This is a genomic window from Thermus sp. (genome assembly GCF_037444525.1).
Classification (GTDB): domain Bacteria; phylum Deinococcota; class Deinococci; order Deinococcales; family Thermaceae; genus Thermus.
In genome coordinates this window covers 1-20,038 of the sequence record NZ_JBBIMD010000043.1, presented here as the reverse complement: position 1 = coordinate 20,038, position 20,038 = coordinate 1, and the positions used below count along the sequence as shown (strand labels likewise).

Here is a 20,038-nt window from a genome sequence, read left to right as displayed (position 1 = left end):
CGGCGGGCCTACTGGGTGCACGAGAAGGTGCGGGAGGCCTTGGAGCACTTCCAGCACCTGGAAAACGGGGAGGGCAAGTAGGCTCCCTCCCGGGGAGGATACGCCGTCCGGGCTAGGGCGCGGGCTCCAAAAGGAGCGTAGCCCGGGCGGGGGCCTCGAGGGCCATGGGGAGGTAGGCCCCCCTCGCCCAGAGGGGGAGGAGGTCGGCGTAGTGGGGGGAGAGGGGGTGGCCGGACTGGCCCATGGGATGGATGAAGAGGGAGGCCTCGAGGTCCGAGAGGTCCACGATCTGCCGGTAGCTCGGGCCGTGGTCCATGCGCAGGGTGGCGGGGTCAAAGGGCCCCACGTTCACCGTGTACCGGTCCCCTCCGAAGGGCACCCTTCGGTCGGAGAGGCGGGCGAGGGGGGTGTGGGTGAGGACCGCGTGGTCAAAGGTTGCCCGGTGGACCTCCCCCCAGGCCCTCGCCCCCAAGGACGCCTTCCGGTCCAAGGCCCTCTCCAGGGCCAAGGCGGCGAAGTCCAGGCAGGTTTCCCGGTACTCCGTCTCCTCTTGGTCGCAGTTTCTGTCCCCCTCCTTGAGGGCCCTTAGGAGGTAGCGGGGCTCGTCCCAATGGGGCATCCCCACCTCCTTCGCGGGCAGGCGGGTGAGCTCGGTGTACCAGAGGGCGAAGAGGAGGGCTTCTTCCGAGTCCTTCCCCATGGTCCCGTCCCAGGCGAGAAGCCGTTCCCGTGCCCTTTGGCTCCTTTCCGAAAGGGGGTTGAGGAGCTCTAGGACCGGGCGGAAGTCCCGGTAGAGGAGGCTTTTCTGGTCCAGCTGGATGGCCTTCATGTCCTCCAGGGTGAGCTTCTCCTTGCCACGAAGGAGCTCCAGGATGCGCGCCGCCCGATAGGGCTCGGCCCAGTCGTAGGTGAGAGCATAGGGGAAGCCCTGGGGGGTCACCTTGTGGTTGGCGGTGACGATGAGGCCCTCCTTGGGGTTCAGGACTTGGGGCCAGGCCTCGGGGGGGCGGTAACCCAGCCAGTCCCAGCTCCCATCCCCCGGCACCGGTACCATGCCCGTGTGCCCCTCCTTGCGGATGGGGAACTTCCCCGGGGCGATGTAGCCGATGTTCCCCTCCACGTCCGCGTAGACGAAGTTCTGGCTGGGGGCGGAGTAATCCCTAAGGGCGCGCCAGAACTCCTCCCAGTTCTGGGCCCGGTTCACCCCCAGGTAGGCCTTTAGGATGTGGTCCTCCTCGTCCAGGCTCACCCAGCGGAGGGCCATGGGGGTCTTGGGGGGGTCCTGGAGGGCATCGGTGATGACCGGTCCATAAACCGTCTCCCGCACCCTTAGGACCTCCTCCTTTCCCCCCTTCACCCGGATCCGTTCCTCCCGCACCCGGTAGGGGATCACCTGGCCCCCATGGCGGTAGCCCTTCCCTCCCACATCCTCCAGCAGGTAGAGGTCCTGCACGTCCGCCCCCACGTTGGTCACCCCCCAGGCGATGCGCTCGTTCCGCCCGATGACGATGCCTGGGACCCCAGGAAGGCTTGCCCCGATGACCGAAAGCCCCGGGGCCTTCAGGGCCATGAGGAACCAGAGGCTAGGGGCGGAGAGGCCGAGGTGAGGGTCGTCCGCCAGGAAGGGCTTGCCGGTGGCGGTGCGGCTTCCCGAGACCACCCAGTTGTTGCTGGCCTCGAGGAAGCGGGGCGAGGCGAGGCCGAGGAGGAGGGCCGGGGCCTCCTCCCGCTTTAGGGAGAGCCTGAGGTCCTCCGCCTGGAGGATGGTGGGGGCGTCCTCGGGGTAGGGGGGAAGGAGCTCTAGAAGCCTTTCTGGGGTGAGGCCCCGGGCGAGGAGCCGGTGGCGCAGGAGCTCTTCCTCCCAGTTTCCCGAAAGGTCAAAGCTCATCATCTTGGCCCAGACCAGGACATCGGGCCCGGTCCAGGGCTCGGGATGGAAGCCCAGGAGGCGGAACTCCGGGGGGAGGGGGGCCCCCGAGGCCAGGTAGGCGTTCACCCCGGCCACGTAGGCCTCCACCGCCTCCCTTTCCTCGGGGTAGAGGCGGGCATAGGCCTTCTTGGCGGCCTCGTAGAAGCCCCAGGTGCGTAAGAAGCGGTCCTGGGGAAGGGCGGCCTCCCCCAATACCTCCGCGAGCCGTCCCTGGCCCACCCGCCTTTGGAACTCTATCTGCCAAAGCCTCTCCTGGGCGTGGACAAAGCCTTGGGCGAAGAGGAGGTCCTTAAGGTTCTGGGCCTGGATGCGCACCACCCCGTGCCGGTCCCGCTCCACCTCCACGGGGGCGGAAAGCCCCTTAAGGCTCAGGCGCCCCGCGGTCTGGGGCAGGGTGCCCCTTAGGTAGAGGAAGCCGGCCAAGAGGAGAAAAAGCCCAAGAAGGCCCAGCATGCCAAGGGTCAAGCCCAAAAGGCGCAGGAGGCGTTTCATCGTTGGACGGAGTATACCACCTTGGGGGGTAGAATGGGCCCATGCGGCTGGAGTTCTTGGAGAATGGCCCCATCCGGGTGGACGGGGCGCGGTTTCGGGTGCGGGTGGGGGAAAAGGAGGAGGTTGTGGAGAAACCCAGGGTCTTCCTCTGCCGTTGCGGGGGTTCCGCCAAGAAGCCCTTTTGCGACGGCACCCACAAGGCCCTAGGCTTCCAAGCCCCGGGGGGGGTGCTGGAGGTGGAGGGAGACTGACCCGCTGGTCAATCTAGCCCCCATGGGGTAGACTTCCCCTGCTATGGGCAGCATGCGCTACCGCAAGCTGGGGAAGTGGGGCCTCAAGGTTTCGGAGGTCTCCTTGGGGGCCTGGGTCACCTTTGGCGATGTGGTGAAGGACAAGGAGACCGTTCGGGAGATCGTAAAGATCGCCTACGAGGGCGGGGTGAACTTCTTTGACAACGCGGACGTCTACGCCAAGGGCCTGGCGGAGGAGATCATGGGGGAGATCCTACGGGAGTTCCCCCGGCACACCCTGGTCCTCTCCACCAAGGCCTACTGGCCCATGTCCGAGGACCCCAACGACCGGGGCCTTTCCCGGAAGCACCTTTTGGAGAGCATCACCAAAAGCCTAAAGCGCCTCGGGACGGACTATGTGGACATCTTCTTTGCCCACCGCTACGATCCCGAGGTGCCCATGGAGGAGATCGTCTCCGCCATGCACACCATCGTGGAAAAGGGCTACGCCCTTTACTGGGGCACCTCGGAGTGGCCCGCGGCCCGCATCGCTGAGGCCATAACCTTCGCTCGGGAAAACGGCCTCCACACCCCCATTGTGGAGCAGCCCCAGTACTCCATGCTTTACCGGGAGCGGGTGGAGGGGGAGATCCTCCCCGAGGTGGAGCGCTTCGGCATGGGCTTGGTGGTCTGGAGCCCCTTGGCCATGGGCATGCTCACCGGGCGCTACGATGCGGGGGTTCCGGAGGAGAGCCGCTTTGCCCGCTACCCCCAGTTCGCCCAGCGCTTCCTCACCGAGGAGAACCGAAAGAAGGTTCTGAAGCTTAAGGCGGTGGCGGACGAGCTCGGCCTCACCCGCACCCAGCTGGCCCTGGCCTGGGTCTTGAGGCTTCCCGGCATCTCCAGCGCCATCACCGGGGCTACGCGGCCAGAGCAGATCCGAGAAAGCCTGGGGGCCGCGGGGGTGGACCTGCCCCAGGAGGCCCTGGAGCGCATAGAGGCCATCCTCAAGGGCGAGGCCTAAAGGGGGGCGAGCCCCAGGTGGACGATGTGGCGCCGGCGGTCCTTCCGGGGCTCTAAGGCGGCGTAGCGGTGGTAAAGGGCGAGGAGCTCCCGCTGGAGCGCCTTGGCCTCCTTGGGGCTTAGGTGGAGCCCGGCCGACCAAAGGTTGAGGAGGGCGGGGTGGTTCTCCGCCAGGATGTCGGGCTCCTCGGCCTCGCCCCATTCCAGAAGCCCTTCTGGGTTTAGGAAGACCCGCAGGGTGGGGTTCTGGGAGAGGTTGAGGCGGGCCAGGGCTTGGGCGAACTCCCTCTGCCAGCTCTGGGCCCCTTCCAGGGCCTCGAGGACCCTCGGGGGCACCAGGGCCTTGGGGATGAGGAAGTCCCGCGCCACGGCCTCATAGAGCTGGATGGGGCGGCCTGCCCTCCTTTTACGCCCCGCGGGGCGCAAGAGGCCCGCTTGGAGGAGGCGCCTCACCCGGTAGTGGGCCTTTTGCAGGCTGAGACCTTGGGCTTGGGCCAGGTCCTTCACGCTGGCCGGGCCTTTCATGAAGGGCTTCAGGGCCACCGCCCAGTCGGGATCGGCCAAGAGGCGGGCCGCCAGGGGGTCTTGCACCCGGTGGGGCATGGCCCTACTCTAATCCCTCCCTTGCTCCTGGAGTAGAAGGGGGTAAAGACTGGGCCCCGTGCAAGGGTTTGCTGCTTTCCGCCTCCTCTGGATGGGCCAGGCCCTGGCCCTGATGGGCCGGGAGGCGAGCTGGTTTGCCCTCACCCTCTTTGCTTATCAGAAGACCGGCCTAGCCACCACCCTTTCCCTCCTCTCCTTCTTCCACTTCCTGCCCCTTCTCCTCCTTTCCCCCTTTGCCGGGGCTCTGGTGGACCGCTGGCCTAGGAAGCGGGCCATGCTCCTTTCCGATCTCGGTGGGGGGGTGGCCTCGGGGTTCCTCCTGGTTCTGGTCCTCCTGGGGCGGCTCGAGGTCTGGCACCTCTACCTGGCCTCCGCCCTTACCGGGGCCCTTTCCAGCCTGCACTGGCCCGCCCTTTCCGCCAGCATCAGCGCCATGCTGGATAAGAAAGACTACGCTCGGGCCAGTGGCCTCCTAAGCCTGGCGGAGTCCCTGGCGGGCATTGGGGGGCCCATCCTGGGGGCGGCCCTCCTGAAGCCCTTGGGCCTTGGGGGGGTTCTTTTGCTGGACCTCCTGGGGGGGGGGGGGGCGGTGGCCACCCTCCTTCTCGTGCCCATCCCCAGCCCCAAGCCCACCCCCGGGCCCATCCCCGCCCTCCTCCAAGAGGCCCTCTTTGGTTTCCGCTACATCCTGGCAAGACCCCCCCTTTTAGGCCTCCAGCTCATGTTCTTCGCCGTTAACTTCCTCTACAGCCTAGCGGCCACCGCCCTGCCCGCCATGGTCCTGGCCAAAACCGCCTTCTCCGAGGAGGCCTTGGCCCTGGTGCGCTCCGCGGCGGGGGTGGGTGGGGTGGCGGGGGGGCTTTTCCTTTCCCTCTGGGGTGGCCCCGCAAGGCGGGTCCACGGGGTCTTCCTGGGCATGGCCCTTTCCAGCCTTAACCTGGCCCTTATGGGGGCGGTGGAGGGAGCTTGGGCCTGGGCCCTTTTGAGCTTTGCCGAAAGCTTTTTCATCCCCCTCTTGAATGGGTCCAACCAGGCCATCTGGCAGGCCAAGGTACCCCTGGAAGTCCAGGGCAAGGTCTTCGCCGCCCGGCGGATGATCGCCTGGATGGCCAACCCCCTGGGGATGCTCCTTTCCGGCTTCCTGGCCGACCGGGTCTTTGGACCCCGGTGGGGCCAGGGGGAGGGCATCGCCCTCATGCTCCTCCTCTTCGGGGGCATGGGGGTTTTGGTGGGGCTTATGGGCTACCTCATCCCCACGGTGCGGGAGGCGGAGGAGCGCCTCGAGGACGCCAAGGCATAATGGGGGCATGTGGGCTTTCCCCGAGCGCTTTTCCGGGCGGTACGTGGCCCTAGAACCCCTGACCCTGGCCCACCTCCCCGCCTTTCTCCGCCACTTTGACCCCGAGGTCTACCGCTATATGTCCTACCGGCCCGAGGGGCCGGAGGGGATGAGGGCCCACCTCGAGGCCCTCCTTTCCGAACCCGGCCGGGTGAACTGGGCTATCCGCCTGGGGGAGGAGGTGGCGGGGCGGATCTCCGTCATTGCCCCGGACCCAGAGAACCGGAAGCTGGAGCTTGGGACCCTCCTCTTCAAGCCCTTCTGGGGAAGCCCCGCCAACAAGGAGGCCAAGTACCTCCTCCTCCGCCACGCCTTTGAGGCCTTGGGGGCGGAAAGGGTCCAGTTCAAGGTCCACCTCCAAAACGAGCGGAGCCAAAGGGCCTTGGAGGCCCTAGGGGCGGTGCGGGAGGGGGTGCTCCGCCGAAACCGAAGGCTCAAGGAGGGCACCTTTCGCGACGATGTCATCTACAGCATCCTCCGCGAGGAGTGGCCTTCGGTGAAGGCCCGCCTCGAGGCCCGGCTCTATGGAGGCCCTTAGCCTCTTCGTGGTCCTCCTGGCCTACCTGGGCCTCGCCCTCGGGGGTCTGCCTGGCTTTCGCATGAACCGGGCGGGGGTGGCCCTAGTGGGGGCGAGCTTTCTCCTCCTCCTCGGCACCCTGGACCTGGAGGAGGCCTGGAAGGCCCTGGACGCCCCCACCCTGGTCTTCCTCTTCGGGGTCATGGTCCTGAACGCCCAGTTGGGCTACGCGGGCTTTTTCGTCTTGGCCATGCAGGGGCTTTCCCGCCTGGCAAGGACCTCCTTCGCCCTCCTCGTCCTCCTCACCTTTGGAGCCGGGGGGCTTTCCGCCCTCTTCCTGAACGACACCATGGCCCTTCTCCTCACCCCCCTCCTCCTCGGGCTCACCCGGGGCCTCGGCCTCAACCCCGTGCCCTACCTCCTCGCCCTCATGGGAGCGGTGAACACGGGGAGCCTCATGGCCCCCACGGGCAACCCCCAGAACATCCTGGTGGCGAGCCTCTCCGGGCTTTCCTACCTGGACTTCGTGGGGGCCCTTTCCCCTGTGGCCCTCTTCGGCCTCCTCCTCCAGGTGGCCCTCCTTGCCCTCCTTTACCCCGAGGTGCGGAGCCTCAAGCCCCTCTCCCCCCTTCCCCCAGTGCGGGCCCGGGTCCATCCGGGCCTTCTCCGCAAAGGGCTTTTGGTCGCCACTGGCCTTCTTTTCGCCTTCCTTTTGGGCTACCCCCTGGCCCAGGGGGCCTTGGTGGCCGCAGGGGTCCTGCTCTTCACCCGTAGGCTCCGCTCCGAGCGCTTTTTCCTCCGGGTGGACTGGGAGCTTCTCGTGATGTTCGGGGGGCTTTTCGTTCTTACAGAGGGCGTGCGGCGGCTTGGCCTGGCTGAGGCCCTCCTTCCCCTGGCGGAAACCCCCTTGGGCCTCCTCCTTTCCTCCACCCTCCTTTCCCTCCTCATCTCCAACGTGCCCGCGGTCCTCCTCCTTTCGGGGCACGTGGAGGGCAAGGAGGCCTGGCTCCTCCTCGCTGGGGGGAGCACCCTGGCGGGGAACCTCACCCTCCTCGCCAGCGTGGCCAACCTCATCGTGGCCGAGGGGGCAGGGCGGGAAGGGGTGCGGCTTGGCCTCTGGACCCACCTCCGCCTCGGCCTACCCCTCACCCTCTCCAGCCTCGGCTTCCTGTACCTCTGGCTGGCCTAATCCCTATTGGAGCCGGGCCTCCAGCCACCCCCCGATGGCCAGCACCCGGCCGTCCTCCCCGTAGGGCCCCACCACCTGGACCCCCACGGGCATCCCCTCCACCCGGGCGAAGGGTAGGGTGAGGGTGGGCACCCCCAGGAGGCTGAAGGGGAGGGTGAGGGTGATGAAGGCCTCCCGGTGGCTTTTGGGGCCGGACTCCAGCTCCACCACCTCCGTGCCCAGGGGCGGGGCGGGAAGGGGCTGGGTGGGAAGGAGGAGGGCGTCCACTCCCCTTAGGGCCTTGGCGAGCTCGAGCCTCAGGGCCTCCCGCTCGGCCACCGCGTCCCGGTAGTCCTTCTCCCTGAGCCTAAGCCCCTCCTCCAGGGCGAGGCGCACCGCTGGGGAGAAGCCCTCGGGGTGCTCCCTTAGGGCCTTTTCGTGGATGCGGGCCGCCTCGTAGCGGGTTAGTCGCGTGTAGACCTCGTACACCCCCTTAAGGGGTAGAGAAACCTCCTTAACCTCGGCCCTCAATCCCGGAAGGTCCTCCAGAAGCCTCTGGAAGGCTTTCCGTACCCCCACCCCGAGGCGGCCTTCCAGGAAGTCCAGGGGCACCCCGAAGGTGGGGTTCTGGGGGCCTTCCAGGGGGATGGCCTCCCCAGCCAGGATCTCCGTGAGGAAGTGGGCGTCCCGCACCGTCCTCGCGATGGGCCCCGCGTGGTCCGTGGAGCGGGAGAGGGGGAGGGCGCCCTCGAGGCTTACCCGCCCATAGGAGGGCTTGAAGCCCACCACCCCGTTGAAGGCCGCGGGGATGCGGATGGACCCCCCGGTGTCCGAGCCTAAGGAGGCGAGGCCGATCCCCAAGGCCACGGCCACCGCGCTCCCTCCGCTGGAACCCCCCGCTTGGCGGGTGGGGTCCAGGGCGTTCCGCACGGGGCCGGTCCAGGGATTTTCCCCCGTGATCCCCAGGGCAATCTCGTGCATGTTGGTCTTGGCGAAGAGGAGGGCCCCCGCCTCCCTTAGCCGCCCCACCGCCCGGGCCTCCTCGGGGAGGGGAGGGAGGGGGGCCCGGGTCCCTGCCCGGGTGGGCATGCCCCGCACGGGGAAGAGGTCTTTCACCGTGAGGGGAAGGCCGTGGAGGGGCCCCCTAAGCCGCCCCTGGCGGAGCTCCTCCGTGAGGGCCAAGGCCTCGCGCCTTGCGGCCTCCTCGCCCAGGTAGGCCAGGGCGTTCCGGTCCTGGGAGGCGCGGGCCCGCTCCAGGGCCTCTTCCAAAAGGTCAAGGGGGGTGGTCTTTCCCGCTTCCAGAAGGGCTTTGGCCGAGAGGAGGTCCATGCCCCATTATAAAAGCCGCCCCTCAAGGGGCTTGTGTCCTGAGCCAGAGGAGAAGGGCTTCCGCCGCCTTGGGGTTGGTGGCGATGGGGACGTTGTGGACGTTGCACACCCTTAGGAGGGCCTGGACATCGGGCTCGTGGGGCTTGGGGGTGAGGGGGTCTTGGAAGAAGAGGACGGCCAGGACCTTGCCCTCCGCCACCCGGGCCCCGATCTGCTGGTCCCCCCCCAGGGGCCCCGAGAGGACCCTTTCTACGGGAAGCCCCGTGGCCTCCTGGACCCGGGCCCCGGTGGTGCCCGTGGCCAAGAGGGGGAAGCGGGCGAGAAGGGCGCGGTGGGCCAGGCAGAAGGCCGCCATCTCCTCCTTCTTGGCGTCGTGGGCGATGAGGGCTATGGCCTGCATGGGGGCATCTTAGCGTAGGCTAAGGGGTATGGACCTGACCTTTGCCGAAGCCCAAAAGGAGGTGGACGCCTGGATCGGCCGCTTTGAGGAGGGCTACTTCCCGCCCCTCCTCATGCTGGCCCGGCTTGTGGAGGAGCTCGGGGAGCTCGCCCGGGTCCTGGCCCACCGGCACGGGAAGACCCCCAAGCCCGGGGAAGGGGAAGGGGACCTGGAGGAGGAGGTGGGGGATCTCCTCTTCGTCCTCATCTCCCTGGCCAACAGCCAGGGGATGGACCTGGAAAGGACTTTCCGGAAGGTCATGGCCAAGTACCAAATCCGGGACCGGGCCCGCTGGACCCCCAAAGGGGATTAGGGTAAAATAAACCCTTGGCATGGGCCGTTAGCTCAATCGGTCAGAGCGGCCGGCTCATAACCGGTTGGTTGCAGGTTCAAGTCCTGCACGGCCCACCAAAACCCCTGCCTTTGGGCAGGGGTTTTTAAATGCCCCACCCCAGACAGGGCCCTAAGCAGCCTTCAGCGTGCTTTTAGGTCACCGAGGGGCGCTGGGGCCTGGCCAAAAGGAAAAACCCCGCTCTTTCCAGCGGGGCCTTTGGTGGGCGATGGTGGACTTGAACCACCGACCTCACGCTTATCAGGACGGCCAAGGTTTTCACAGGCTTTTATAGCCACTTAACGAGCGCCCTTTCTTACGGGATTTTTTACTACTTGCCCTCCTTGGTTTTATCAGGTTTTGGCATTGATTTGGTGGTCAAATGGTGGTCAGCCCTAACCTCACACTTTCAAGGGGAGCTTGACTTCAGGAGGGGGCAGGGGGACCCCATTCAACCCAAGCCGCCACAACCGCAGGCTCCACCACGTAGCCCCTCGGCGGGCGCAGGCTTAGGGGATGCAGGCCTGGACCCCGCCCCTAGGGGATGATGAAGGGATGAGCGATCGGGAGATCAGGGACGCCGCGCGTGTGGCCAGGGACCCGAACGCCCCCCCGGATGAGCGCTATGATGCCCGGGCGGAAGTCGCACGGGAAGCGGCCAAAGGAGTCCCCCGCCACCTCGAGGCCCAAACCATCATCAAGGCGGCCACCTTCCTCCACCGGATCAACCTACACGTGGCCCGGCGCCAGGGGTGGCCCAAATCCGGGAGCGCGGACCCATACGGGATTTTCCGCTTCAGTGGGTATCTTCAGCGCCCCGCCCCTCTAGGGTTTCATCAGCTCCGGGCCCTGGTGCAGAACGATCCCGTTCTCTACGCCATCATTCTGACCCGCACCCGCCAGGTCTCTCGCTTGGCGCGCCCTGCCCGCTACGACCATGAGCCCGGTTTCCGCCTCCGGCTCCGGGGGGCGGTGGACCTGACCGCAGCGGACCAGAAGCGCCTCGAGTGGCTTGAGTACTACATCCTCAACACGGGGGCGGAGTTTGACCCCATCCGCCGGGAAGCCCTGAGGCGGGATGATTTCATCACGTGGCTCAAAAAAGCCGTGATGGACTCCCTCACGATGGACGCCATGCCCGTGGAGCTCATCCGCACCCCCAGCGGGCGCGTCCACGGCTGGGTTCACGTGGACGGGGCCACGGTCTACCTGGCCCCTCCGGAGGGGCTCCCCCCGGGCACCCCGCCCCCTTCCCCCGAGGACGGGGACATTGCCCCCGAGGAGGTCAAAGCCGTGGAATCCCAGGACGGGCGCGTGGTCCACTGGTTCAGGCGGGATCAGCTCCTCTACCGGGTGCGTAATCCCAGGCCGGACGTGTGGGGGCAGGGATACGGGATCGCCGAGCCCGAGCTCATGATCCGGGTCATCACGGGATTCCTGAACGTGATGACCTTTAACCTCAAAAGCTACGAGGAAAACCACATCCCCAAGGGCTTCCTCACCCTCTTCGGGGACTTCCGGGAGGAGGACATCGAGGAGTTTAAGGCCGAATGGGCGGCCTACGTGGCCGGGGTCTCGAATGCCTGGCGCCTCCCCGTCCTCATCAGCCGCGACCGGGAAGCCGGTGCCCAGTTCACCCCTACGGGGGTCAATCCCTCGGAGATGCACTTCGTGAAGTGGACCAGCTTCCTGGTGGCCATCCAGTGCGCCCTATACGGGATTGACCCCGAGGAGATCGGCTTCGAGTCTTTTAGCTCCCGTACCTCTTCCCTAAACGATGCCTCCATAGAGTCCAAACTCGCCTCGAGCCGGGATAAGGGCCTCTACCCCCTCCTTCAGCACCTCGAGGCCACCGTCAACACCATCCTGGCCGGGGTGGACCCCGCGGTAGAGTTCTACTGGACAGGGTTCCAGGACCCCAAGGAGGTCTGGGAGCGGGACCGCCTGGCCCTCACCTACGGGGAGCTCCGGCAGCGCCTGGGCCTGCCCACAGGGCGCTACCCCATCCTGGACGACGCCCCCCTGAACCCATCCCTCCTCTCGGTCTACATGCAGGCCGTGCAGGCAAATACTCCTGAGGCGGGGGCTCCCAATGATGAAGCGGGTGGCCCTACCGAGGAAGCGGAAGGGCAGTGGCCCGAGGAGGACGAGGGCCTCGAGGCCCTCCACCAGCTGGCCCAGGTCCTGAAGGGGTAAAGATGGAACAGTATCCCGCCTCGGAAACCCTCCTGCCGGCCCTCGAAGAGGCTACCGAGCGCATCGGGCGGGACTTCCTTTACCGCGTCCACCTCAGCCTCCACCGGGCCCTGGGCCTCCCACCCCTCCCCCGGGGGGCGGTGGAGCGGGTCTATGGGATGCCCATCCCCCATCGCACCCTGGCCAAAGCGCGGCTAACCCCGGAGGAAGCCTGGTCCAAAGCCCTAAAGCGCTTCCGGGAGCTGAGGGCGAAGGGGATCCCTCTCCGCCCCCGGGATATCCGCGAGCTCAGCTCCGCCGTGGTGGACCGCTGGTACGCTCTGGAGATGGTGGAGGACCGGGCGAAGGCCCAGGCTCTCAGAAACTTCCTCGCGGGCTTTCTCCGGGCGCACCCTAGGCTCCCCTCGAGGCCCCCCGAGACCGTCCCCGAGGCCGTAGCCCTCCTGAGGCTTCGGGAGGCCGAAGCGTGGGCCCTCGAGTGGGCCGTGGAGCACCTGGCGGAACACGTGCGGGGGCTGGCCGAGGACACCCGCCGGGGGGTGGCCCAGGTCCTCATGGGGGCGGTGGGGCGCTCGGATCCTCCGGAGGCTGTGGGGCGGCAACTGTTGGACCGGTTCGGCACCCTCAACCGGGACTGGAGGCGCATCGCCATCACCGAAACCGCCGCCGCCCACGGGGCGGGGTTCCTCACGGCGATGATCGGGCAGGAAGTGGAGTGGGTGGCGGCGCAGGACGCCTGCCCGTATTGCCGCCGATACCACGGGCGGCGTTTCCTGGTGGTGGCCCCAGACCACCCCCATAAGGACTTCCAGGTCCATATGTGGCCTGGGAAGACGAACGTAGGCCGCTCCTTCCACCCCTACACCGCTTCTGGGAAAAAACGGAGCGAAGGGGAGCTCGCCGGCCCAGCCATCCCCGCCCACCCCCACTGCCGTTGCCGCGTGGTGCCCGTGGTCGGGCGAAGCGCCTACGAGGACCCCGAGGCTATGCGGCGCATCCGGGCGATCCTCGGAACATGACCCTGCTCCCGGGGGAGGATGAGGGCATGAACCTCTCCCACTGGCTCGCCGTTGTGAAGGCTAAGATGCAGGCCCTCTTCCAGCTCCCCCACGTTCCCCGGATCCGGCCCGGGCTAATGCCGGTGCGGAAAACGGTGCGGCGCGGGGGGCGCACCCACGAGCAGACCTACTATGTGCGCCCCGAGAACCTGGCCCAAACCCAAGCCCCCAAACCCAAGCCCCCCAAGCCTAAAGCCCAACCCCAGCCCTCGAGCCCCCTGGAGGCCCTGGCCCAGATAGACCCCCGCATCCAGCCCAAAACCTCCGGATTTTCTACTCCCGAAGAGGCCAAGGAGTACCTCATGCAAAAAATCATGAGCCACCCAAAGGGGGAGATCGCCCACCCTGAGGGATGGCGTATGGGGTTGAACATAGGGCTAGCTGTAAACGAAGACCCCCACCTGGATGCGTGGAGGATATACCACGAGCGCAAGGAGCAAGCCGAATCCAGCGTGGTCCAGGAGCGGGACCAAAAAGCCAAGCGTGCCCTCGATCTGTGGAAAAATCTCCAGCGCACTCGGAACAAAAAGCGCCGCTGGGAGCTGGAGTACGAGTATAGCCGCAATGCCAGCGAGGTGGCATACCTGGACTCTGTGCTGCACAATCTGCGGGCCATCCGCATGGCCCTGGGGGATGCCCCCCAGGCCTTCTACCGGGAGCTGGGGGAGCGCATCACGAACGAGCTTAGGAGCGCATACCAGCGCCTCACCGCCCAGGGGGAACAGCTGTGGCAAAAACTCGCCCCCAAAGTACGTAGGACCCTCGAGGAAACCCTGGGCCCCCGCTACCTAGAGGGGGGCGGCCCCATCGGGGGTACTCTCCGCACCCTCTACGACCTGGCCAACGACCCCACCATCTCCCGGGGCGCCAACAAAATCATCCCCCGCCTCGAGCTGGTCGAGGAGCGGCTAAAGCAGCTTGCGCAACTATGGCGGGAGTACGAAGCGCGGCCCTCCCCCGAAACCCTCCGCAAGCTCCTAGAGTCTGTGGGCAGTTTGCCCACGTACTACTCCCCCTCCTACCTCATAGACGAGATGGGCATGAAGATGCCGAACGAGACCCCCAAGTGGTTCTTGGCCTGGGAGCGTAAGGCCCGCCCCTTGGTGCGGGGGGTCCCCTACCAGGACGAGGCGCAGAGGGCACGTAGGATCGCCACTGGACTGGAGTGGATCGAAGACCACTTCCGCAAGATTCAGGGGAAGGACCCGGGGAGCTACAACACTATCCGAGGCAACTACGTCCTCCACTGGATACGCCGGGAGCACGGCGATGCCCTGGCCAAAGCCTTGGCCGCCCTCGAGGCGTTCGCGAAGGCGGAGGTGCGCAACATCCCCGTGGGCCGCCTCAAGTGGGTGGACCGGCCCGCGGAGCGAGGAAAAGTCCCCGCTTCCCACTTCCTCCTCCCCAAAGAGAGGAAGTTCCCCTATCGGAATAAGGATGGTTCCATCAACTGCCGCCTCCTGCGCGCGGCCATCAGCCGGGCGGCCCAGCACGGGTACAAGGACGTGGAAGAGCGGGCCCGTCGCCTGTACAAGCGCCACTGCCAGAATGGGCGTTGACCTCATCAAGGCCCTGACCCTCCTTTGGGCCCTTGTGGTTTACGGCCTGCCGGACGGCTGGGACGTGGCGCTGGGGGCGCGGCTCAGCCTGGGGTTGGACGGGGTGGTCCTCGAGGTGGGGGTAGACCCCGTGGGCATCTACCGCCGTCCTCCCCCCTGGCCGTGGGATGGGCTTTGTGGGCTGGACGCGCTGGGGATGGTGTTCGTGAACCCGAACGCCGCAGCCCTGGGGTGTGCTGACACCCTGGACCACGAGCTGGGGCATGTGTGTCAGTACAGGGCATATGGGCTCGCCTATGCCCTCACCTATCACGCCTACCCAGGGTGGTGGGAGCCCTCGAGGCCCTGGGAGGAGATCCCCCTCGCTCCCAGGACCCTTCTGTACCCCCTGATCCGCCTGACCTTGCCCCTATGACCCGTGAAGAGGCATACCGCCTAATCCTCTCCCAGATGCGGCTTCCTCCCCCGGAGTTCTCCGAGGAGGAGCTGTCCTCCCTAATCCGCTTCGTCCAGGCCTCGGGGATCCGCCCCGAGGGCCCCGGAGGGGCGCCTTTCAGCTTGGAGGGACGGCGCTACCTCGAGCCCCTCTACGCCGAAAGGCGGGACCGCCCCTTCCGCCGCCTGGTCATCATGAAGGCGGCCCAGATGGGCCTCACCACCCGCCTCATGTACCGGGCCGCCTGGTGGGTGGCGGACGCGCGGCGCAAGGTGGACGTGGCCCTCATGTTCCCCACCCAGGACGCCGTGCTGGACCTGCACAAAACGCGCTTCCGCCCCATGATGCGCTCCTCGGCCCGCATGATGCGCCTCATCGCCGACGTGGACGCCGTGGAGGTTGTCCGCATCGGCGTGAGCAACATGCGCTTCAGGGGGATGCGGAGCGGCGTAAGCGTGGACTCTATCCCGGTGGATGTCATCCTCTTCGACGAGGTGCGGCTCATGGACGTGGCCACCATAGAACGGGCCTTCGCCAGGGTGAGCGCCTCCCGCCTCGAGGGGCCTGAGGGCCGGGGAATCATCGAGCTCAACTCCACCGCCGGGTTCCCAGGGGCGGACATCGACTACTACTTCCGCCGGAGCTCCCAACGCCACTGGCACACCCGGTGCCCTAACCCCGCCTGCCCCAACCACAAGGGTTTTGTGATGGCCTTTACGTGGCCTGATTGCGTGGACCCGGACCGCATGGTGTACCGATGCCCCAAGTGCGGGCGGGTGATCGAGGACCCCCAGGATGGCTTTTACGCTCCCCTAGGGCCTGAGGACGCCGAGTGGGAGGGGTACGCCTTCAACCAGATCCTCCTTGGGCCCAAGCGCCTCCCCGAGCTATGGCGGGCCTACCAGAGGATGGTCATCGAAGGGGCCAACCCCTCCGAGTTCTACAACAGCTACCTGGGCCTCCCCCACCGTGACCCCAACGCCATCCTGGTCACGGGGGAGGTCATGGACGCTTGCCGGGGCCTGGACCCCACCTACCGCTGGCCCGCCCCCGGGCCGCATCCCGAAGGGTGGTGGACGGCGATGGGGGTGGACCAGCGGGGCGTGGAAAAGCATGTGGTGATTGCCCGTTGGGGTCATGGTGGGCGCGTGTATCTCGCCCACCTCGAGGTGGTGGAACGGAGCGGGGAGGAGGCCGCGGCCTACCTGGCCCACCTGGCCCGGGAGTGGGGCGTAGACATCGTGATCGTAGACGCCGAGCCCTCCTACGACCTGGCGGTGAGCCTGGGAAGGCGCCTCCCCAGGGGTATGGTGTGGCTAGCGGACTACGTGCACGATCGGCCCCAGCCCTTGGAGTGGAGCGACCAGCGGGACCGGGAGGCCATTCGGAAGTCCTCGGGGGAGGCGAAGTGGGAGTTTTGGGTCTTCATAGACCGCTACAAGCACCTTCTTCAGGCCCAGATGCTTTTCGTGAACCGCCGGGTAGTCCTCCCGGTGGACCTCGAGGCCAAGGTGCAGGAGCTCCGCCGCCTGGGGCAACGGGTGCCGGTGAGCCTGGGCCTGGAGTTCCGGAGCCACTTTGAGAACATCGCCCGCACCACCATCCCCCGCCGCCGCCGGGACGCGGAGGGACGGGAGGTTGAGGAGGAGCCCCGTTACACATGGCGCCATCTGGCCCTGGACCCCCACTTCGTTCACGCTTGGGGCTACGCCGTGGCCGGCCTCATGCGCCGGGGGGGAACGAGCGAGGTGGTGCGGCCTCGAGAGCGGGGGGCTCTCGAGTCCACGGGCTACCAGGCCCAGCTCCCTCCGGATCTCCGCCCTCAGAGTCCGCGGAAGGCGGAGTGCGCCTCCTGCCGCTACTTCCGCCCCAACCCAGACGGGGAGGGGATGGGCCTATGCCAAAACCCTGTGGTGGCCGCGTCCTTGGGGGTGCCCCCGCCCGTGCGCACTTCCCCCCGCACCGTGGGGTGCCACCATCACCGGCGTTAAATGCCTAGGAGCCTGGGGAGGGTGTTCAAAAGGTAGCCGAGGATGAGCATGATAATGGACCAAATCAGGGATTGGGCCAAGCTGGTTCCGTGCCCTTGAGCCTCTATCCGGGAGCGGATCTCCCGCAGGTCCTGCTTCATCTCGGAAATATCGTCCGGGATGCGTTCTAGGCGCTCCACCCGCCGCTGGACCTCGGAGGTGATTGCGTCCAGGCGCCCGAGCTCCTGGCTCAGCGCATCCTGGCGCTCCAGGCGTCTGGTCACTTCCCGGATGAGCACCGCGTGTTCCCGGATTTGGCCCTCGAGGGCCTCGAGGCGTTGGAAGATTCGTTCCGTGTTCACTTCCATGCGATGCCCACACTCAGCGAATAGAAGTTCACGCCCATTAGAAAACTAGCCCAGAACCCTTCGCCCAGGACGAGGGCCCCCACATACGGGAAGAACCCCCCGGGGTAGCGGGCCTCGAGGCCCGCTACCACCTCCAGGGGGCCCCACTGCACCACACCCTCTTCCGCAAAGCAGGCCGCCCGCCACGGGTACTCGACCCGGCAGGCGGCCCTGCCCGCGGCCAGGCTAGAGGAGGCGACCCCGATCAGCGCCGCTAGCGCCGCCGCCAGGAGGAACCGCATCCCCACCCCCCACCGCCTTGCGAACGTTCTTCACGGCCTCGTAGAGCCCGGAAGCGGACAGGGCAGCATAAACGCCGAAGAGCAGGGCCCCGCTCGGGAAGGGGTAGGAGGCGGGGAGGAGGCCCGCCCATCCCAGGGGGAGGGCGAACACCAGGCTTAGGGCGACATTCGCGAGGTAGATCCACCCTCCCCTGAGGCCCACGCTCCGCTTCAGCCCCTCGGTGATGGCCGCCACGAATGCACCTAGCGCTGCGGGTTCCTGCACGATCGCTTCCATGCCCTCACCGTACCCCCCTTGCGGGGTCATGCTTCTTCTGACACGGGCCGGACCCAGAGCCGCTCCTCCACCCGCCGCACCCAGGCCCCGCGGGGGGCCTCGAGGTCCTTCCCGATATAGCGCACGGGGGCGTAGAGGCGCCCCGAAGGGAGGAGGTTGGGGCGATCTGCGAAGCTCAGGGCCCCCCAGACCCGGGCCGGGTCCAGGTACTGGGCCCGCACCCGGGCTTCTGTTCTCGGGTATGCATCCGGGGGGATGCGCATCCGGGGGAAGTCTATGTGGAGGTGAGCCATATAGCGCCCCCCATCCCCCTTCCCGATACTCCCTATGCACTCTCCGGCGTCTACCTGTTGGCCCTGGGTGACCACCGTGTGGTGGAGGTGGCCGTAGCGGACGTAGAGGTCCTCGAGGGGCTCCCCCAGGGCCTTCTGGAGGAGCTCTTGAACCCACGGGTCCACCCGGACCACCACCAGGTTCCCCCACACCCGGTACCACCCCGCGGCTACCACCGTCCCCGGGAAAACGGCTTGAACGGGGTAGCCCAGGTCGGAGTCCCCGCCCGTGCGGAGGTTCCAGTCCTCCCCGGTGTGGGGGACACCCATGCTTCGCGCGTAGGCCGGGTCGAGGTAGCCCGCGGCTACATAGGAGTTCGCTTTGGGCCGAACGGGCCAGGCAAAGATGGGCCCTCCCATGCCCCCACCCTAGGCCGGGCGCGGGGGCAATAGCTACGGGTATTGACTTGTACCGCCTGAGCTACTACCATTGGTATTGGAGGTGAGCTATGGCGCGGTGCAGCGTGTGCGGCAGGGAGCTGAAGGACCCCCGGAGCATCGCCCGGGGCATCGGGCCGGTGTGCGCCAGGAAGCAGACCCGCATGCTGGAGATGGAGCGGCAGAGCCGGATCTGCTACAGGGGCGGGCGCTGCCTCAACCCCATCCACCTTTCCGCCCTCCTTTACCGCGTGGAGCAGGCCCTCGAGCACACCCAGGACCCTGCTACCTACGCCCTTGGCCCCGTTGTGGGGCATCGCATCCTGGAGGATATCCGCCAGGCCATGCGGCGCCTCCGCCAGAGCTACGGGCTGGACCTGCCCAGGGGGCCCGAAATCCGCGACTGGAACGAGGCCAAGGCCCAGGGGGTCTGCCCCTTCGGGCTCATCTGCCGGGGCCCGGATCTGGGGGCGGTAGCCCAAATGGAAGGCGCAGTTTTAACCCTAGCCCGGGCGATAGCAGCAAAGGGGATCAGGCCCAGCGACCTCCTCCCCTACAACCTCGTGCAGAGCATCGCCAATATGTACGACGTCCTGGGGGAAGAGAGGGAGGCCATCAACCTGCGCAAGCAGATTGAGCGCTACGACCGCCGCCGCTCCCGGGGGGGGCTGGATAACTACTACGCATGGATTGCGGAGGGGGTGGGGAGTAGGGCCTGAGCTTGGCGGAAGCCCCGGGGGTACCCCCGGGGCTTCTTTTTCAGCGCGCCCAGTTTTCCACCTCGATGAACGCTGGGTGGTTCGTGAGTGTTTTGCGGGGGACACGGTATGGGTAGGAGAGCCCCCTAGGGGCGTCTTCGGGGACATTGCCCTCGAGGCGTACGGTCCATTTTTCTTTGGAGGCTATAGAGTTAGTGGCGATCTTGAAGTAGGGGGTTCTGACCTCGGCAATCCCGTGGAGCACGCTCCACTCCATCGCCCAGCCCAGCATCTCATAAGCCCAGTCCACTTCCTCCCCCAGGCCCTCCTCCCGGGCCAGGGCCATCCAGTCTTGGGCCATCCGCCGGGAGGCCTCGCACCGCAGGGAGTGGGGAATGTGGGGCACTAGGCGCACCCCAATGTAGCGGAGCACGGGGAGCACCTCGGGGTAGTGGCCCTTGAGGTGGAGGAGGCGAGGACCCTCCTCCACCACCTCGGCCCCCTCGAGGAGGGCGTTTTGCGCCGCATGCCACACGGGGTCCACAAAGCCCGCCGTCCAAACCTCGGAGAAAAACGCCCGGCAGCAGGCGGGATAGCCTAGGAGCTCCCCCAAGGCGCTGTGGTCCCCCCGGTCCGTGGCCTCGGCGAACGCGGCCAGATCCTCAGGGCGGCCCACCACGCCGTAGTAGGTCCACGGCTTCCCGGGCTCCACCGGGGGGTGATAGTGGGCGAAGCCCGTGTAGGCTCCCACCTGCCTCAGGGGAAGGTAACTCAGCCCCATCCGGGCCAGCTCCATCACCCCGCGGGGGAGGTCCTCGGGGCGGAAGTGGGCCGTGGCCACCCGCCTCAGGCCCGCGGCTACGCTCAGGAGCTCGAGGCGATGGAACGCCTGGCTAATCCGGTTGATCCTGGGCCCCCAGACCGCCTCGTAGGCGGGGTCCGCCCACTGGATGCGGGCGAAGGGGGGCATGTGCATGTGCATAAGGTCCGCTTTGGTCATCTCAAAACTTGCACCTCCCGCATACCGTGCATAAACACCCATCCCCCCCTCCTCCCCCCGGGGGCCAAAGCCTGAGGACATGGA

21 protein-coding genes and 1 tRNA gene are annotated in these 20,038 nt (G+C 67.0%); 13 read left to right on the top strand and 9 right to left on the bottom strand.

Annotation, left to right across the window (positions count from 1 at the left end; translation table 11 throughout):
• Positions 1–112: 112 nt before the first annotated feature.
• A complete protein-coding gene (locus WKI94_RS08065) occupies positions 113–2,422 on the bottom strand; it encodes a penicillin acylase family protein (RefSeq protein WP_337845250.1) in 2,310 nt (769 codons plus the stop codon).
• A gap of 41 nt (positions 2,423–2,463) precedes the next feature.
• Here WKI94_RS08065 and WKI94_RS08060 point away from each other — a divergent pair, with 41 nt between their 5' ends.
• Entirely contained in the window at positions 2,464–2,673 is a 210-nt protein-coding gene (locus tag WKI94_RS08060) for a CDGSH iron-sulfur domain-containing protein (RefSeq protein ID WP_337845249.1), read from the top strand.
• 43 nt (positions 2,674–2,716) lie between these two features.
• Positions 2,717–3,676, top strand: a complete 960-nt coding sequence (locus WKI94_RS08055) for an aldo/keto reductase family protein (protein ID WP_337845248.1) — start codon at positions 2,717–2,719, stop codon at positions 3,674–3,676.
• On the opposite strand, the gene WKI94_RS08050 is transcribed toward WKI94_RS08055, so the two are convergent.
• Positions 3,673–4,278 (bottom strand): winged helix-turn-helix transcriptional regulator, encoded by a 606-nt coding sequence (locus WKI94_RS08050; RefSeq protein WP_337845247.1) that lies wholly within the window; start codon positions 4,276–4,278, stop codon positions 3,673–3,675. The two genes, WKI94_RS08055 and WKI94_RS08050, sit on opposite strands and share 4 nt — an antisense overlap.
• Before the next feature lie 58 nt (positions 4,279–4,336).
• Here WKI94_RS08050 and WKI94_RS08045 point away from each other — a divergent pair, with 58 nt between their 5' ends.
• From WKI94_RS08045 to WKI94_RS08035, 3 genes are read left to right on the top strand one after another with little or no spacing between them, the layout of a single operon-like run.
• The gene (locus WKI94_RS08045) at positions 4,337–5,578 is read left to right on the top strand and encodes an MFS transporter (RefSeq protein ID WP_337845246.1); all 1,242 of its coding nucleotides are present in this window, start codon (positions 4,337–4,339) and stop codon (positions 5,576–5,578) included.
• Positions 5,579–5,585: 7 nt separating this feature from the next.
• A complete protein-coding gene (locus tag WKI94_RS08040) occupies positions 5,586–6,155 on the top strand; it encodes a GNAT family protein (RefSeq protein WP_337845245.1) in 570 nt (189 codons plus the stop codon).
• The gene (locus WKI94_RS08035) at positions 6,142–7,323 is read left to right on the top strand and encodes an SLC13 family permease (protein ID WP_337845244.1); all 1,182 of its coding nucleotides are present in this window, start codon (positions 6,142–6,144) and stop codon (positions 7,321–7,323) included. Before WKI94_RS08040 ends, WKI94_RS08035 begins: the two co-directional genes overlap by 14 nt.
• A gap of 3 nt (positions 7,324–7,326) precedes the next feature.
• Here WKI94_RS08035 and WKI94_RS08030 read toward each other — a convergent pair whose 3' ends face one another.
• Both WKI94_RS08030 and WKI94_RS08025 read right to left on the bottom strand, forming a co-directional pair.
• Positions 7,327–8,631, bottom strand: a complete 1,305-nt coding sequence (locus tag WKI94_RS08030) for an amidase (protein WP_337845243.1) — start codon at positions 8,629–8,631, stop codon at positions 7,327–7,329.
• 22 nt (positions 8,632–8,653) lie between these two features.
• Positions 8,654–9,031: a methylglyoxal synthase gene (locus tag WKI94_RS08025; protein ID WP_337845242.1), complete on the bottom strand. Its 378-nt coding sequence runs from the start codon at positions 9,029–9,031 to the stop codon at positions 8,654–8,656.
• A 28-nt stretch (positions 9,032–9,059) separates the two neighbouring features.
• Here WKI94_RS08025 and WKI94_RS08020 point away from each other — a divergent pair, with 28 nt between their 5' ends.
• From WKI94_RS08020 to WKI94_RS07990, 7 genes are all read left to right on the top strand, one after another.
• Positions 9,060–9,383 carry a nucleotide pyrophosphohydrolase gene (locus WKI94_RS08020; RefSeq protein WP_337845241.1) on the top strand — a complete coding sequence of 108 codons (324 nt, stop codon included), beginning with the start codon at positions 9,060–9,062 and terminating at the stop codon, positions 9,381–9,383.
• A 21-nt stretch (positions 9,384–9,404) separates the two neighbouring features.
• Positions 9,405–9,481, top strand: a tRNA-Ile gene (locus WKI94_RS08015).
• A 475-nt stretch (positions 9,482–9,956) separates the two neighbouring features.
• Positions 9,957–11,597: a phage portal protein gene (locus WKI94_RS08010; RefSeq protein WP_172958904.1), complete on the top strand. Its 1,641-nt coding sequence runs from the start codon at positions 9,957–9,959 to the stop codon at positions 11,595–11,597.
• 2 nt (positions 11,598–11,599) lie between these two features.
• Complete coding sequence (locus WKI94_RS08005) at positions 11,600–12,616, top strand: hypothetical protein (protein WP_126178197.1); 1,017 nt, start codon at positions 11,600–11,602, stop codon at positions 12,614–12,616.
• Complete coding sequence (locus WKI94_RS08000) at positions 12,613–14,214, top strand: hypothetical protein (protein WP_216640969.1); 1,602 nt, start codon at positions 12,613–12,615, stop codon at positions 14,212–14,214. The genes WKI94_RS08005 and WKI94_RS08000 overlap by 4 nt, the downstream gene beginning before the upstream one ends.
• A complete protein-coding gene (locus tag WKI94_RS07995; RefSeq protein ID WP_337845240.1) occupies positions 14,204–14,629 on the top strand; it encodes a hypothetical protein in 426 nt (141 codons plus the stop codon). The genes WKI94_RS08000 and WKI94_RS07995 overlap by 11 nt, the downstream gene beginning before the upstream one ends.
• Positions 14,626–16,641, top strand: a complete 2,016-nt coding sequence (locus tag WKI94_RS07990) for a phage terminase large subunit family protein (protein ID WP_337845239.1) — start codon at positions 14,626–14,628, stop codon at positions 16,639–16,641. The genes WKI94_RS07995 and WKI94_RS07990 overlap by 4 nt, the downstream gene beginning before the upstream one ends.
• Here WKI94_RS07990 and WKI94_RS07985 read toward each other — a convergent pair.
• From WKI94_RS07985 to WKI94_RS07970, 4 genes are all read right to left on the bottom strand, one after another.
• A complete protein-coding gene (locus tag WKI94_RS07985; protein WP_126178194.1) occupies positions 16,638–16,988 on the bottom strand; it encodes a hypothetical protein in 351 nt (116 codons plus the stop codon). The two genes, WKI94_RS07990 and WKI94_RS07985, sit on opposite strands and share 4 nt — an antisense overlap.
• On the bottom strand, positions 16,979–17,143 hold the full coding sequence (locus WKI94_RS07980; protein ID WP_172957208.1) for a hypothetical protein: 165 nt from the start codon (positions 17,141–17,143) through the stop codon (positions 16,979–16,981). Before WKI94_RS07980 ends, WKI94_RS07985 begins: the two co-directional genes overlap by 10 nt.
• Before the next feature lie 70 nt (positions 17,144–17,213).
• Positions 17,214–17,546 carry a hypothetical protein gene (locus WKI94_RS07975; protein WP_337845238.1) on the bottom strand — a complete coding sequence of 111 codons (333 nt, stop codon included), beginning with the start codon at positions 17,544–17,546 and terminating at the stop codon, positions 17,214–17,216.
• Positions 17,547–17,572: 26 nt separating this feature from the next.
• Entirely contained in the window at positions 17,573–18,148 is a 576-nt protein-coding gene (locus tag WKI94_RS07970) for a M23 family metallopeptidase (RefSeq protein ID WP_337845237.1), read from the bottom strand.
• Positions 18,149–18,327: 179 nt separating this feature from the next.
• Here WKI94_RS07970 and WKI94_RS07965 point away from each other — a divergent pair, with 179 nt between their 5' ends.
• Positions 18,328–18,975 (top strand): DUF6011 domain-containing protein, encoded by a 648-nt coding sequence (locus WKI94_RS07965; RefSeq protein ID WP_126178191.1) that lies wholly within the window; start codon positions 18,328–18,330, stop codon positions 18,973–18,975.
• 40 nt (positions 18,976–19,015) lie between these two features.
• Here WKI94_RS07965 and WKI94_RS07960 read toward each other — a convergent pair whose 3' ends face one another.
• The gene (locus tag WKI94_RS07960) at positions 19,016–19,954 is read right to left on the bottom strand and encodes a hypothetical protein (RefSeq protein ID WP_337845236.1); all 939 of its coding nucleotides are present in this window, start codon (positions 19,952–19,954) and stop codon (positions 19,016–19,018) included.
• Positions 19,955–20,038 lie beyond the last annotated feature (84 nt).

Coding starts and splice junctions, on each gene's coding strand:
- WKI94_RS08025 (WP_337845242.1), bottom strand. CDS start 9,031: ATGCAGGCCATAGCCCTCATCGCCCACGACGCCAAGAAGGAGGAGATG.
- WKI94_RS08040 (WP_337845245.1), top strand. CDS start 5,586: ATGTGGGCTTTCCCCGAGCGCTTTTCCGGGCGGTACGTGGCCCTAGAA.
- WKI94_RS07995 (WP_337845240.1), top strand. CDS start 14,204: ATGGGCGTTGACCTCATCAAGGCCCTGACCCTCCTTTGGGCCCTTGTG.
- WKI94_RS08055 (WP_337845248.1), top strand. CDS start 2,717: ATGGGCAGCATGCGCTACCGCAAGCTGGGGAAGTGGGGCCTCAAGGTT.
- WKI94_RS07985 (WP_126178194.1), bottom strand. CDS start 16,988: ATGGAAGTGAACACGGAACGAATCTTCCAACGCCTCGAGGCCCTCGAG.
- WKI94_RS08005 (WP_126178197.1), top strand. CDS start 11,600: ATGGAACAGTATCCCGCCTCGGAAACCCTCCTGCCGGCCCTCGAAGAG.
- WKI94_RS08000 (WP_216640969.1), top strand. CDS start 12,613: ATGACCCTGCTCCCGGGGGAGGATGAGGGCATGAACCTCTCCCACTGG.
- WKI94_RS08020 (WP_337845241.1), top strand. CDS start 9,060: ATGGACCTGACCTTTGCCGAAGCCCAAAAGGAGGTGGACGCCTGGATC.
- WKI94_RS07970 (WP_337845237.1), bottom strand. CDS start 18,148: ATGGGTGTCCCCCACACCGGGGAGGACTGGAACCTCCGCACGGGCGGG.
- WKI94_RS08065 (WP_337845250.1), bottom strand. CDS start 2,422: ATGAAACGCCTCCTGCGCCTTTTGGGCTTGACCCTTGGCATGCTGGGC.
- WKI94_RS07965 (WP_126178191.1), top strand. CDS start 18,328: ATGGCGCGGTGCAGCGTGTGCGGCAGGGAGCTGAAGGACCCCCGGAGC.
- WKI94_RS08050 (WP_337845247.1), bottom strand. CDS start 4,278: ATGCCCCACCGGGTGCAAGACCCCCTGGCGGCCCGCCTCTTGGCCGAT.
- WKI94_RS07990 (WP_337845239.1), top strand. CDS start 14,626: ATGACCCGTGAAGAGGCATACCGCCTAATCCTCTCCCAGATGCGGCTT.
- WKI94_RS08010 (WP_172958904.1), top strand. CDS start 9,957: ATGAGCGATCGGGAGATCAGGGACGCCGCGCGTGTGGCCAGGGACCCG.
- WKI94_RS08035 (WP_337845244.1), top strand. CDS start 6,142: ATGGAGGCCCTTAGCCTCTTCGTGGTCCTCCTGGCCTACCTGGGCCTC.
- WKI94_RS07960 (WP_337845236.1), bottom strand. CDS start 19,954: ATGACCAAAGCGGACCTTATGCACATGCACATGCCCCCCTTCGCCCGC.
- WKI94_RS07975 (WP_337845238.1), bottom strand. CDS start 17,546: ATGGAAGCGATCGTGCAGGAACCCGCAGCGCTAGGTGCATTCGTGGCG.
- WKI94_RS08060 (WP_337845249.1), top strand. CDS start 2,464: ATGCGGCTGGAGTTCTTGGAGAATGGCCCCATCCGGGTGGACGGGGCG.
- WKI94_RS08030 (WP_337845243.1), bottom strand. CDS start 8,631: ATGGACCTCCTCTCGGCCAAAGCCCTTCTGGAAGCGGGAAAGACCACC.